The 11,857-nt window shown below is 64.4% G+C and carries 14 protein-coding genes and 1 pseudogene; 5 read left to right on the forward strand and 10 right to left on the reverse strand.

Annotation, left to right across the window (positions count from 1 at the left end):
- Positions 1 to 61: 61 nt before the first annotated feature.
- The 6 genes from AC57B1_RS29965 to AC57B1_RS29990 form a co-directional block, all read right to left on the reverse strand.
- Positions 62 to 679: a LysE family translocator gene (locus tag AC57B1_RS29965; RefSeq protein WP_496419503.1), complete on the reverse strand. Its 618-nt coding sequence runs from the start codon at positions 677 to 679 to the stop codon at positions 62 to 64.
- 61 nt (positions 680 to 740) lie between these two features.
- Complete coding sequence (locus tag AC57B1_RS29970; protein ID WP_091805624.1) at positions 741 to 1,319, reverse strand: DUF4337 domain-containing protein; 579 nt, start codon at positions 1,317 to 1,319, stop codon at positions 741 to 743.
- 192 nt (positions 1,320 to 1,511) lie between these two features.
- Positions 1,512 to 1,688, reverse strand: a complete 177-nt coding sequence (locus AC57B1_RS29975) for a DUF1427 family protein (protein ID WP_408185880.1) — start codon at positions 1,686 to 1,688, stop codon at positions 1,512 to 1,514.
- 103 nt (positions 1,689 to 1,791) lie between these two features.
- A complete protein-coding gene (locus AC57B1_RS29980) occupies positions 1,792 to 2,757 on the reverse strand; it encodes a quinone oxidoreductase family protein (RefSeq protein ID WP_496419504.1) in 966 nt (321 codons plus the stop codon).
- 173 nt (positions 2,758 to 2,930) lie between these two features.
- On the reverse strand, positions 2,931 to 3,791 hold the full coding sequence (locus AC57B1_RS29985; RefSeq protein WP_496419777.1) for an AraC family transcriptional regulator: 861 nt from the start codon (positions 3,789 to 3,791) through the stop codon (positions 2,931 to 2,933).
- Positions 3,792 to 3,914: 123 nt separating this feature from the next.
- Positions 3,915 to 4,859 (reverse strand): AEC family transporter, encoded by a 945-nt coding sequence (locus AC57B1_RS29990; RefSeq protein WP_496419505.1) that lies wholly within the window; start codon positions 4,857 to 4,859, stop codon positions 3,915 to 3,917.
- Between the two features lie 124 nt (positions 4,860 to 4,983).
- Between AC57B1_RS29990 and AC57B1_RS29995 the strand changes: the two genes are divergently transcribed.
- Positions 4,984 to 5,850: a LysR family transcriptional regulator gene (locus AC57B1_RS29995; RefSeq protein WP_408480858.1), complete on the forward strand. Its 867-nt coding sequence runs from the start codon at positions 4,984 to 4,986 to the stop codon at positions 5,848 to 5,850.
- Positions 5,851 to 5,859: 9 nt separating this feature from the next.
- Here the strand turns inward: AC57B1_RS29995 and AC57B1_RS30000 are convergent, their stop codons facing one another.
- Entirely contained in the window at positions 5,860 to 6,528 is a 669-nt protein-coding gene (locus tag AC57B1_RS30000) for a VC0807 family protein (protein ID WP_496419778.1), read from the reverse strand.
- Positions 6,529 to 6,759: 231 nt separating this feature from the next.
- On the opposite strand from AC57B1_RS30000, the gene AC57B1_RS30005 reads away from it, so the two are divergent.
- Positions 6,760 to 7,296 (forward strand): GNAT family N-acetyltransferase, encoded by a 537-nt coding sequence (locus AC57B1_RS30005; RefSeq protein ID WP_496419506.1) that lies wholly within the window; start codon positions 6,760 to 6,762, stop codon positions 7,294 to 7,296.
- Positions 7,297 to 7,366: 70 nt separating this feature from the next.
- Here AC57B1_RS30005 and AC57B1_RS30010 read toward each other — a convergent pair whose 3' ends face one another.
- Positions 7,367 to 8,107, reverse strand: coding sequence for a GNAT family N-acetyltransferase (locus AC57B1_RS30010; RefSeq protein ID WP_496419507.1), 741 nt, complete (start codon positions 8,105 to 8,107; stop codon positions 7,367 to 7,369).
- A gap of 109 nt (positions 8,108 to 8,216) precedes the next feature.
- Here AC57B1_RS30010 and pdxR point away from each other — a divergent pair, with 109 nt between their 5' ends.
- Both pdxR and AC57B1_RS30020 read left to right on the forward strand, forming a co-directional pair.
- Positions 8,217 to 9,728 (forward strand): MocR-like pyridoxine biosynthesis transcription factor PdxR, encoded by a 1,512-nt coding sequence (gene pdxR, locus AC57B1_RS30015; protein WP_496419508.1) that lies wholly within the window; start codon positions 8,217 to 8,219, stop codon positions 9,726 to 9,728.
- 250 nt (positions 9,729 to 9,978) lie between these two features.
- Positions 9,979 to 10,311, forward strand: a complete 333-nt coding sequence (locus AC57B1_RS30020) for a hypothetical protein (RefSeq protein ID WP_091809052.1) — start codon at positions 9,979 to 9,981, stop codon at positions 10,309 to 10,311.
- 52 nt (positions 10,312 to 10,363) lie between these two features.
- Here AC57B1_RS30020 and AC57B1_RS30025 read toward each other — a convergent pair.
- Positions 10,364 to 10,525, reverse strand: a pseudogene (locus AC57B1_RS30025) (aminoglycoside phosphotransferase family protein); the annotation flags it as partial.
- A 211-nt stretch (positions 10,526 to 10,736) separates the two neighbouring features.
- Between AC57B1_RS30025 and AC57B1_RS30030 the strand changes: the two are divergent.
- Positions 10,737 to 11,321, forward strand: coding sequence for a flavin reductase family protein (locus AC57B1_RS30030; protein WP_496419509.1), 585 nt, complete (start codon positions 10,737 to 10,739; stop codon positions 11,319 to 11,321).
- A 30-nt stretch (positions 11,322 to 11,351) separates the two neighbouring features.
- On the opposite strand, the gene AC57B1_RS30035 is transcribed toward AC57B1_RS30030, so the two are convergent.
- On the reverse strand, positions 11,352 to 11,837 hold the full coding sequence (locus AC57B1_RS30035; RefSeq protein ID WP_496419510.1) for a GNAT family N-acetyltransferase: 486 nt from the start codon (positions 11,835 to 11,837) through the stop codon (positions 11,352 to 11,354).
- Positions 11,838 to 11,857: the final 20 nt, after the last annotated feature.

Below are 11,857 nucleotides of genomic sequence, written 5' to 3' on the forward strand. Positions count from 1 at the left end.
GAGGCGAGACTGCGTGCAAAACAGTATTTAACACGCGTCTCGAGATTAGGGACTGCTGAAGCTACCGTATCAATTGACGCACACCCAACGCGACGATCAGGCCGCCGCAAACGCGGTCGATCCATGCCTTGCAGCGGCGATAGGCGCTGGCAATCCGCGCATGCGACAAGGTGAGCGCAACGAACCCGTACCAGCTGCTTGCCACCACGCACACCATGCCGAGCATCGCGGCAAACGTGCCGACGCTGACGTGGGCCGGCATGGCGGAGGAGAACACCGCGGCGAAGAACGCCATCGACTTCGGATTCGCGATGTTGGTGGCAAAGCCTTGCGCGAATGCCTGACGGAAACCACCGGTCGCCGCATGCATGCTGCCAGCCGGCCTGCCCGCCGATGCATTGACGATCAGACGTCCGCCGAACCAGATCAGGTAGCCGGCGCCGGCCACCTTGACTGCCAGCGCGAGCCACGGAAAAGCCGTGAACACAATGCCGACGCCGAGAATCGCGCAGCTTGCCCAGAACAGATTGACCAGCACGATGCCGGCGACCATCGCGAGCGCTTCGACTCGCGTCGCCGATGCGGCCTTATGCGCGACCGCGACGAAGTTCGGGCCGGGGATCACCACGCCGGCCACATACACCGAAAAAACGCCTAGAACGGCGGACCCATCAATCACGCTTCACCCCCTTCATTTGCGCCGCGCCGCCAACCACGGCGGCTGTGCGGCCCTTGATCCATCAAGCCGAGAAAAACGCCAGGGCGCCGGTGATCACGCCCGCTCCCGCCACCACGAACGAGAGATTGCGCAGCCACTTCTTGCGGGTCAGCAACGTGATGGCGCACAGGGCGATCGCCACCTGGATCAGCGTGGTGGCCTGTGCCCAACGATGATGGCCGTGCAGGAGCGTTTCACTCTTCACGTCGTTATCGACGACTTCCTTTTCTATGGCTTCGGCCTTCGCGCGGATCGGCTCTTTCTGCTGCTTGTATTTATCGACGTCGGCGAGGAATTTCGCATGCGCGTCGGTATTGGCGGCGGAGAGCGCCGCGCCGAGTTCGGCGAGGTTCTGCTTCTCGCCCTTCGCCTGGTAATAGTTCCACTGGTTCGACGCTTCGGTCTTTTTGATCGCGGCTTCGTTCTTGTAATACAGCGCGAGGTTTTCGCTGTTGCCGCTCTGATAGGCGCACAGCGCACCAATCGTTGCGAGGATGGCCGTGATCACGGCCATGCGGCTTGCGAACGGGTCCGCGTCGTGATGGCCGGCGTGTTCCACGGCATGGTCGTGCGGACCATGTACTTCGTATTCTTCAGGCATCTGATTCTCCGAGGCGAAGCTTTTCCTGTCATATCCGGGCAGCGCACGGGCCCGTCGGGCCTCAATCTTAGCGTGTGACGCACAGTGACGGAAAAGGGGATGGCCTGCAGAGCCTGAAGAAGTGTCCGAGTTGGCTGGACTCGATCGATGCGCTGACTTCAGCGCAAGCAACGCGCGGCGGCTGGAAGCAGGTCAGTGAACGCCCGCGGCCAGCCAGGTGCGGACGAACGGAATCACATGTTCGCCGCCCAGCATGCCGAGCAGTCCGACGAGCGCGACGGTGGGCGGCGCGGGCGACTTCACTTCCATTACGCTGTAGAGGAGGCCGACCACCGCTCCGGCGGCCAGCGAGATCAAATACGCTTTCATGACTGTTGTACCCAGGTGAGAAGCCGCGTGACAGATCAATCGAAAAGCCACGTAAAAAGCCACGTGAAAAGCGGGTCGCCACGCCCGCCGGCCGCTACGGCGATTACATCGTGATGACGACGCGGCCGCGCGTGCCGCTGGCGACGGCTTCGTACGCCTCGCGTGCGCGCTCGAGCGGGAAGGCCTGCGCAATCACCGGCCCGGTCAGCTTGCCGGTTTCGAAACCCTCGACCAGCGCTGTCATCAACGGCGCCGAGTCGGCGACGCCGAGCTTCGCGCTATCCACACCGAGCAACTGAGTCTCGTTGTGATAGAAGTCGATCAGATCGAACTCGACGCGGCGCTTGGCCGTCGCGCTGATTTCCAGCACCCGGCCGCGTCGCTTGACGAGGGTCAATGCGGTCTCGAAGGCCACACCGCCGACCGTGTCGTACACCACGTCCGCGCCCACGCCGCCGGTCAGCGCTCTCAAGCGATCGGTGACGTTTTCGTCGAGCGGCACGTAGTCGCCGATCAGGCGGCCCGCCGGCGTATCCGCGTCGAGTGGATGACGGTCCACGGCGATCACCCGCGCGTCGTGTGCTTTCGCGATCTGCACCACCGCGCCGCCCACGCCGCCACCGGCGCCGATCACCGCGATGATTTCGCCCGCTTGCAAATGCGCGTACTCGACCGTGCCGAGCCATGCGACCACGAAGTTCACGCCGATGGCGGACGCTTCGGCGTGGCTCAGTGTTTTGGGTTTGCGCGAAAGCGCCGCGAGCGGCACCTTGATAAATTCGGCGTGCGTGCCGTCGCGCGTGAAGCCGATATCGCCGCCGGTGCCCCACACTTCGGCGCCGAGCCAGTTTTGCGGACCGTCCACCACCACGCCGCTGAAGTCACGCCCTGGCGTACGGGGCAAAACCGTGTGCCCGAAATGTCCGGAGACGTTCTTAACGTCGCTCGGATTCACCGAGGCCGCCTTGACCTGCACGACGACGTTGTCCGCATCGGCTTGCGGCGTGGGCAGATCGACGTATTCGAGCACTTCGGGGCTGCCGAAGGATTTGAACTGGACGGCTTTCATCGTGCGTCGCTCCATGCAAGAGGGGTGCTGCTGGATTCCGCGCTATTTCGCGCAGCAGATTGAACGTAGTCTAGATGACCGGCATAAAGGCGTTGAGACAAAGACTTTCGAATATCGGACAAGGCGTTGGATCAGCTTGGACACCATGCGCAGAAGACAAGCGCGACGAGTAATCAGCCGGGACGTGTCTTCGCCGGTTCGGGTTCGGGTTGGGGTTCGGATTCGCGTGCGGGTGAGACAGCAGAAGCCGCTTCGCTCAATGTGCCGCTCGGATCGAAGCCAGTGGGCGGCGCGCCGAGTTCGCGGCGGAACATGTCGCTGAAGCTGCTCGGCTGGAAACCGAGAGAGCGCGCGACGCTGCTGACCGGCCGCCCTTCGGCGAGCCAGGAGACGGCCACCGCCAGTTGCACCTGGCGGCGCCATTCGGCAAAGCCGATACCCAGTTCCCGCGTGAAGAGCCGCGCCAGCGTCCGCACGCTCGCTCCGACCGAAGCCGCATGCTGCTCAAAACTGATGGCGATCGACGGGTTGTCGATCACCGCGCGGCATAGCGCCTCGAGCCGCCGGTCCGAAGCATCGGGCAGCGCGATGCGCAGCGACGAGCGCGGCGCGTGTGCGAGTTCCAGCATGGCGAGACGGTACGCGGCGTCGAGATAGGTTTGATCGCGTGCGCCGGTGCCCTCGTGTTCCGCGATCGAGGTGATCAGTTCGCGCAGCAGGCCGTTCACTTCGAACACGTCGCTGCGCCGGCTCAGGTGACCGACGTTGCGCTCGTGAAGGTAGAGGTTGCGCATCTCCACTTCGCTCATCATGTGGATGGAATGCAGCGTGCCGGCCGGCAGCCAGACCGCCCGTTGCGGCGGCACGACCAGTGCTTCGCGGCCGACTTCCACCCACATCACGCCCGATACCGCGTACAGCACCTGCGCCCACGTGTGCGAGTGCGGGTCGATGCGCAGCCCGCGCGGATAGTGCCGCGCGAGCGAACGGGCGTCGGCGTCGTCATGCAGTTCGGGTGGGCGGGCTTTCGGCACGGCGGGGCGGTTCGGGTCGGCTTCGCGCAAGCGGATCGCGGACCGAGGCGGTCCGTGTTCGAAGCATAACGCGAGGCGCGGGCCTACGTATGTTTGCGTGCCGGCCGGCGCGTTCAGCTGCGCTTAGGTCCGATGGCCCATCAACATCAACAGCAACGACAGGGTCGCGACGGAGCCAACGGTGGACAGCAGGATTGTCCGTGAGGTGATGTGCGCTTCACGTTCGTAGAACTCGGCGAGCATGAACGGGCCGGTGCCGGTGGGCAGCGCGGCCAGCACGACGGCCATCTCGACCAGCGTGGGCGAGAGTCCGAACACGCGCGCCGCGAACCACCACGTCAGCGCTGGCTGCACCAGCAGCTTGATCCCGGTCAGTAACCAGGAAATGCCGCGTGTGCCGGCCTCGGATGGGCGCTTTTCCGCGAGGAACAAGCCGAGGCTCACCAGCGCGCACGGGCTCGCCGCGCCGCCCAATAGTTTCAGGAAGGTCTCGACGCTTGCCGGCAACGCGACATGCAGGCTGGCGAACAGCACGCCCACAATCGGCGACACGATCAGCGGATTGCGCGCCAGCGAGCCCAGCACTTTCAACGCCAGCCTATGCGGCGTGCGCTCGCTCTGCAGCCCCACCTCGATCAGCACGATCGCAAGTGCGAACAGCACACAGGCGACGAGGATCGTGGCGATCGTGGTCGGCGTCTGGCTGGCCGGGCCGAACGCGATCAGTCCCAGGGGGAAGCCGATGTAACCGGTGTTCGGATACGACGCCGCGATTGCATCGACGCTTGCATCGGCGAGATGCCGGCCGCTCAGCAAGCGTATCGCGAGAATCAGCACGAACACGCTGACGCACGCAATCGAAAAAGTAGCGACGAAGGCCGGCTGATAGAGCTGCTGCCAGGTCGCGTGCGCCATGATGTCGAACAGCAACGCCGGCAGCGCCAGCCAGACCACGAAGCGGTTCAGTTCCGAGGCCGAGTTCGGCCCGAGCACGTTGCGCCGGCGACATGCAAAACCCGCGAAAATCAGTCCGAAGACGGGAAGCAGGATTTCGAGGGTGGCTAACATCGGCGAAAAAATCTCGGGAAGACATGGCGATCCGCCAGCGTAGTGGCTAGCGTTGATACAATCCAATACCGTTTATTGTGCCCGACAATACCTTTTTTGCATTGTCATTTCGCGCGAGAGCATCGTGATCGATATCAAGCCGCTGCGCTACTTCGTGACGCTTGCCGAAACGCGCCATTTTGGCCGGGCGGCGGCGCGTCTGAACCTGTCGCAGCCGCCGTTGAGCCGGCAACTGGCGGCGCTGGAGGCGAGCCTCGGCGTCACGCTGGTGGAGCGCAGTCCGCGCAGCGTCACTTTGACCGCCGCGGGCGAGCGTTTTTACGCCGACGCGAAGGCGATCCTCGCCGCCGTGGAGCAAGCCGTCAGCAACGCACAAGCTGCCGCGCAGGGCGATGCGGGCAAGCTCGCTATCGGCTTCACGATGTGCGCGGCCTATAACGTCGTGCCCGGCTATGCGCGGGCTTTTGGTGCGGCATTTCCCGAGGTCGCGCTGCACCTGCGTGAAGTCGTCTCGAACGACCTCGCCGAGCAGGTGCTCGCCGGCCATATCGACGCGGCCATCATGTTCCCGACTATCCCGGACAAGGGGCTCGCCACACGCACGATTCTCAGCGAGCCTTTGTGCGTTGCGCTGTCGCGCAGTCATCCACGAGCGCGCGCGCGGCGTCTGAAGATCGCGCAACTGGCGGGCGAGCCGTTCGTGCTCGCGTCCGAGGACGTGGCGCCCACTTTGCGCGCGACGATCGTCGAGCATTGCCGCTCTGGCGGCTTCGAACCCGACATACGCTTCGAAGTGCAGTTGCAGCAAACAGTGCTGAGCCTCGTCGACGAAGGGGTGGGCGTGGCGCTGGTGCCGGCTTCGATGCGCAAGGCGCAACTCGCGGGTGTGGTGTTCCGGCCGCTGGTCGATGCGCCGCTGATCGAACAGGTGTTGGCGTGGTCGCCGGCCAATCGCAATCCGTGTCTGGCGCGCTTTCTCGAACTGGCGTGAGCGCGGCGCTTATCGACTCGCAAGCGGGTTTGCCTGGTCCACGGCGTCGTCCGGATAGCGCAGCGCATCGCGTTTGATGAGCCGGCGGCACCAGAAAGTCCAGGCCGTCAGGCCGGCGTAGACGCCGTACCTCAGCACGTTGGAGGCGATGGCCGAGCGCGGGTCGTCTGCCCATTGCCAGACAATCAGACTACGCAGGAGATTCTCGCCCGTCATGCCGATGCCCCACACGAGCGTCATCAAGCGGATATAGGCGACGAGCGTGGGACGCTCGCGCCAATGCCGCTCGAAGCTCTCGACGCTGCGATGATCCTCGCGCGACATGGTCGAGCGGCCGAGATAAAACACCAACGGCCGCGGCAGCGCGAGCGATATCAGGAATGACACGCCAATCATGCCGGACACCATGGGTTCTTCGATCGCGCGCTGCCGGGCGTTGCTGGCGAGGCCCGCGCCCGTGGCCAGTATGGAAAGCACGATGCCGACCAGCACGATCGCGCTGAGCGCGTCGAAATGGCGATAGCGCAGCAGGTCGAGGCTCATCCACGCGAGCAGCGGCAATGCCGAGGCGGCTAGCGCGCCGAGGTGGCCCCAGTGCGGGAGGGCGAGCCGGTAGGCGAGCCAGGGCAAGGCGACGTTCACGATCAGCGCGGTGAGGTAGCGCAGGCGATGTTTCATCGACAGACCGGTGGTGAGCGGGGCGATGCAGCGCATGCTGTTGTCGATGTGCTTATTGCGTCGACTCGTGTGCGCGGACGTATCGGGGAGTGTATGGCGAAGTCTCTTCTCCTGCCATAGCTTGCGGCGCGCTCGGTCCGGATTTTGGCCACGCCCCTCGCGCGGAAAAAATCTGCGATGATCGAGCGCACTGCCTGCCGAGCCACTTCAACCACGATCCGCTCTTACGCAATGTCTACCCGTCCCACGCTTCTCACTACCTCCCGCCTATCCCTACGCCCGCACACGCGCGACGATTTTCTCGATAGCTTTGCGATGTGGTCCGATCCCGAAGTGATTCGCTACATCGGCGGCAAACCGTTCACGCGCGAAGAGGTCTGGGCGCGTCTGCTGCGCTACGCCGGACACTGGGCGATGCTCGGCTACGGCTATTGGGTCGTGCGGGACAGGCAGAGCGGCCGGTTTCTCGGCGAAGTCGGCTTTGCCGACTACCATCGTGAGATCGAGCCGTCATTGATCGGCACGCCTGAAGTTGGCTGGGCGTTGGATCCGGCCGTACACGGCCTCGGCTACGCAACGGAAGCCGTGCTTGCCGCTCTGGAGTGGGCCGATCAGCAGTGGCCCGGCGGCGAAACGGCCTGCATCGTCGCGCCGGAGAATCTGCCGTCACTGCGCGTTGCTCACAAGTGCGGCTATCGCGAGCAACTTCGCACCACGTACAAAGGCAAACCGACCATCGTGCTGCGTCGCGGCTCACACGAAGTCTGAACCGGCGCGCGACGGGCGTCGCCGCCGGGTGTGTCGCGCTAGCCGCGTGCCGGCCGGCGCGACACGCGCTTCATTGCGGGTCGTTGCCGGCCGCTGCCCGCTGCTTTGCGATCAGATTCGCGAGCCGTTCAACCTGCTGGCCCTGCGCGTCGAAGTTGCCGGCGTCGAGCCAGCGCGCATAGGCGGAGCGCAGCGCGGGCCATTCGCTGTCGATAACTGAAAACCACGCGGTATCGCGATTGCGTTCGCGATACACGATCGCCTGGCGGAAGATGCCTTCGAACGTAAAACCGTAGCGCGATGCCGCCGTGCGCGACGGACCGTTCAGCGAATCGCACTTCCATTCGAAGCGCCGGTAGCCCAGCTTGTCGAACACCTGCGACATCAACAGGAACATCGCCTCGGTGGCGATGCGCGTGCGCTTCAGACGCGGCGAATACGTGACGTGGCCGACTTCGATCACGCCATTGGCGCGGTCGATCCGCATCAACGCCAGCGTGCCGACCGCCTTGCCGGTCGCCAGATCGATCACCGCATGGTGCAGCGGATCGGCCGATGCGGCGGCGCGCGTCAGATGCTCGCGATAAGCCGCAAGACTCTCGAACGGACCCACCGTCAGGTAGGTCCAGTCGCTGCCGTCGGTCGCCGAGCGGTACGCCTCGTACAAGTCCTCGGCGTGGCGCTCCACGTCCACCGGCTCGATCCGGCAATAGCGGCCCACCAGCGGCTCGCGGCCGGGCGCCTGAGCGCCGTTCCAGCCCGGCACGGGGGTGCCGATCGGCTGCTCGAACGCGTTGCGTCTGGGTTCCATGGATCTTCTCCTGTTCGGTTACGAATGATCGTCGTTGATGAAGAACGATACGGCAAACGTGGTATGTTCAAAAGATCCACGACAAACTCATTTGATAGGTCCAGCAGCGATGATCGAAATCATTGGGCCGCTTGCATCCGCGAGTGATGGCAGAGGAGCGAAGCCGGAACCGCTGCAAAAACAGCTGATCGAGCGCTTGCAGCAGGCGATTCTCGCGGGGCGCTTGCCGGCGGGATCGCTGCTGCCGGCGTCGCGTCTGCTCGCGGAGGAAATGGGGGTGTCGCGCAACACCGTGGTGATCGCGTACGAGCATCTGGCCGCGGTCGGTTACGTGGTCGCCGACAAGCGAGGCACGCGCGTGAGCCCGCTCTCCAGCCCCTCTGCGCGCGGCGAGCCGCGCACACACCCTGCCGCGCCGGATGTGGCCTACGCGGCGCGTGTCGGGCAGTTCGCGGCCACGCTCACCCACACGGACAACACCTTGCCGCTGACGCCGGGCACGCCCGCACTGGACCGGTTTCCGGTGACCGCGTGGCGGCGCGCGCTCGAACGGTCCATGGAGCGCGCGTTGCCGCTTGCGCTCGGCTACGGCACGCCGGCTGGCGAGCCGGCATTGCGCGACGCCATCGCCGCGCACCTGCGCATGGCGCGTGGGGTGCGTTGCGACGGCTCGCAGGTCGTGATCACCGAGGGTGCGCAGGAGGCGCTGAACCTGTGCGTGCGGCTCTTCACCAATCCAGGCGATGTCGCGTGGGTCGAGGATCCCGGTTATCGCGGCGCGAAGGCGGCCTTCAATCAGGGCGACCTGACCACGGTGCCGATCCCGGTCGACTCGGAAGGCATGGCGGCACCCGCCGACGCATGGCGCACCCGGCCGCCCAAGCTGATCTACACGTCGCCGGCGCACCAGTATCCGACGGGTTCGGTGCTCTCGGTGGCGCGCCGCCTGGAACTGATCGCTCAGGCGCGGCAAAGCGGCGCGTGGCTGATCGAAGACGATTACGACGGTGAATTCCGCCACACCGGCGAGCCGATCGCCAGCATGCAAGGTCTGGTCGACGACGCGCCGGTTTTGTACGTGGGCTCGTTCAGCAAGACGATGTTTCCCGCGCTGCGCATCGGCTTCGTGGTGCTGCCGCGCCCGATCGCCACACACACGGCAGTCGCGTTGCAGGAGATGTTGCGCGGCGGACACCGGCTGGAACAACTGGCGCTCGCGCATTTCATTGAGAGCGGCGAGTTCGGGCGGCACCTGGGGCGCATGCGGCGTCTCTATCGCGAGCGACAGCAGGCGTTGCGCGACGCGCTCACTGCGCATTTCGCGCCGGCGCAAATCCTCGGCGGCAATTGCGGCATGCATTTGACGCTGCGCTTGCCGGCGCGCATAAGCGATCAAACTCTCACTGAACACGCGCTTGCGAAAGGGCTCAATCCGCGCGCGCTATCGGGGTTCGCGCTCCAGCCGCGCGCCGACACGAACGGGTTGGTGATCGGTTATGGCAGCACGCCCGCGGAGCAACTGGCGCCCGCCGTCGGCGTGCTGGCCGGGCTGGCGGCCGAGCTGGACGGCAAGCCGAAGCGCCGGTCCAGCGAGGCCTCGAGCGCGAAGCTTCGCGTGTAACTTTTTGAGTTTGTCCACGTGGGCCATGTCGCGCTATCGTGTCGATTATGCGAGGCGATTTGGATCGGAGTGAAATCGACCGATCGCCCGCAAATCATGCCGCGCGCGCCGCACTGCAACATCGTGTGACAGGCAATGCCTGCAAGGCGGATTGCCTTCAGGGCGTGGGCTGGCCGGCCCGCTGTCGGCCCGGGCATGAAGAATGCCTTTGCTGTGGTTATCTATGACGATTTATCCGACCGGAGACGACATGAAGGAAATCGAACCGACCGCGTGGTTTGAGCTTGCGGCCCACACGCCCGTCCGTGAAGGCTGGTACGAGGTGCAATTGACGAGCGGGGACACGGCTTTCGCGAAGTATGGCGACGGCGTATGGACCGAGAAACCGCTGCTCGTGTTTACGCATTGGCGCGGGCTATCCGCTGATCCATCGAAAGCCGCCGATGGCGAAGCCGAGTCGATCGCCGCCGAGGCCACCGCGGCCCAAGGCGTGCGCGCCGCATGGAATGCGTTCTTCCCCGGACTCGGTGAAGAACAGCACAAACCACTGGACGCCGTGCCCAACGGCAAAGCGCCCCACTGACTGACGCCGGGGCGGCGGCTCGTGAGTTGCCGCCCTGATTTTCGCCGTCCCACCACACCATTAACCGCGCGCCGAATTTTTCTTCCGGCTCCTGGGCGACTTTCAGCATTGCCGGTACGCCGTGGTGGCGCATGGGCAGGAGCCGGCTGCTGTGCGTGCGAATCGGCTCGCCGTCCTGCTTTAAGTCCCATTTGACGATGGACTCGGTGAACAGCGAACGTCACCTTCCTCGCGCGGCCGCTCGAACTGCTTCGTCGAATATAACGATGTCGCTGTCAGCGGGATATGGGCAGACGGCGCGCACGGTTTCTCCAACGGGTTGATGGTGTTTCATTCTCACCCGAATCGGCCCGCAATGGCACGCGCAGCACGCATCGAGCCCCGACGCTACAATCGCTCTCATTCATTCGACGCGGAACCTATGTATGAAAGTCACCCGAGAACCTGTGGCGTTGTCGCGGGCCACGCAATTACTCAATCACGGTCCGGTCACGATCATCACCAGCGCGCACGGCGGCCGCTCGAATGTCATGGCGGCCTCCTGGGCGATGCCGCTCGACTTCAATCCGCCGAAGGTGGTCGTGGTCGTGGATAGCCGCACGCTCACGCGGCAACTGATCGAGGCAAGCGGCGTGTTCGGTCTGCAGTTGCCGAGTGTTGACTTCGCGGCACAAACGCTGGCGGTGGGCTCGAACGCCGGCACTGAACTCGACAAGTTCTCAGCTTTCGATCTGGAGACATTCCCCGCGCAAGAAATCGACGTGCCGATGCTCGCAGGTTGCATCACGTGGATGGAGTGCAAGGTCATTCCGGACGATAGCCAGCGCCACGACCTGATCATTGGCGAGGTTGTCGCGGCGTATGCGGATAGCCGCGTGTACTCGAATAACCGCTGGCACTTCGGCGACGATCCCGGTTTGCGCACCTGTCACTACGTGGCCGGCGGAACGTTCTTTGCCACGGGCGATGCGTTCGAGGTGGACGCCGTGGCGAATGGCGCGGCGCAGTGACGTCGGGGGCTGCGCATATAGACACACCGCTCAAACGTCACCCTCGGCAAATTTCTTGAGCGCATCTCCCGCCAGGCGATACCGCACCCATTCGCTTTGCGCGCTCGCGCCGATCGATTCGTAGAATCCGATCGCCGGTTCGTTCCAGTCGAGCACGCTCCATTCGAAGCGGCCGCAGCCGGTGTCGCAGGCAATGTTTGCGAGGTGACGCAGCATCTGTTTGCCCGCGCCGCTGCCACGCGATGCCGGCGACACATACAGGTCTTCCAGATAAAGCCCTTGCTTGCCGAGCCAGGTCGAATACGAGAAAAAGTAAACGCAGAAGCCAATCGGCTCGCCGTTCATTTCGCAGATCAACGCCTTCGTGCTGGACTCGGTGGAAAACAGGCTCGCTTCGATGTCGTGGACGCTTGCGACGACTTCATGCTCGGCCTTTTCGTACACCGCGAGTTCAGTGATGAAGCGAAGAATCAACGCGGCGTCGGTTGCGTGAGCGGGACGGATATGGATGGTCAAGGTTGGAGGCTCGATGGATC

This window comes from Paraburkholderia sp. BGA-UO-ETr-F21 (assembly GCF_059567925.1).

Coding starts and splice junctions, on each gene's coding strand:
- pdxR (WP_496419508.1), top strand. CDS start 8,217: ATGATCGAAATCATTGGGCCGCTTGCATCCGCGAGTGATGGCAGAGGA.
- AC57B1_RS29970 (WP_091805624.1), bottom strand. CDS start 1,319: ATGCCTGAAGAATACGAAGTACATGGTCCGCACGACCATGCCGTGGAA.
- AC57B1_RS29975 (WP_408185880.1), bottom strand. CDS start 1,688: ATGAAAGCGTATTTGATCTCGCTGGCCGCCGGAGCGGTGGTCGGCCTC.
- AC57B1_RS29980 (WP_496419504.1), bottom strand. CDS start 2,757: ATGAAAGCCGTCCAGTTCAAATCCTTCGGCAGCCCCGAAGTGCTCGAA.
- AC57B1_RS29990 (WP_496419505.1), bottom strand. CDS start 4,859: ATGTTAGCCACCCTCGAAATCCTGCTTCCCGTCTTCGGACTGATTTTC.
- AC57B1_RS30020 (WP_091809052.1), top strand. CDS start 9,979: ATGAAGGAAATCGAACCGACCGCGTGGTTTGAGCTTGCGGCCCACACG.
- AC57B1_RS30000 (WP_496419778.1), bottom strand. CDS start 6,528: ATGAAACATCGCCTGCGCTACCTCACCGCGCTGATCGTGAACGTCGCC.
- AC57B1_RS30010 (WP_496419507.1), bottom strand. CDS start 8,107: ATGGAACCCAGACGCAACGCGTTCGAGCAGCCGATCGGCACCCCCGTG.
- AC57B1_RS30005 (WP_496419506.1), top strand. CDS start 6,760: ATGTCTACCCGTCCCACGCTTCTCACTACCTCCCGCCTATCCCTACGC.
- AC57B1_RS30030 (WP_496419509.1), top strand. CDS start 10,737: ATGAAAGTCACCCGAGAACCTGTGGCGTTGTCGCGGGCCACGCAATTA.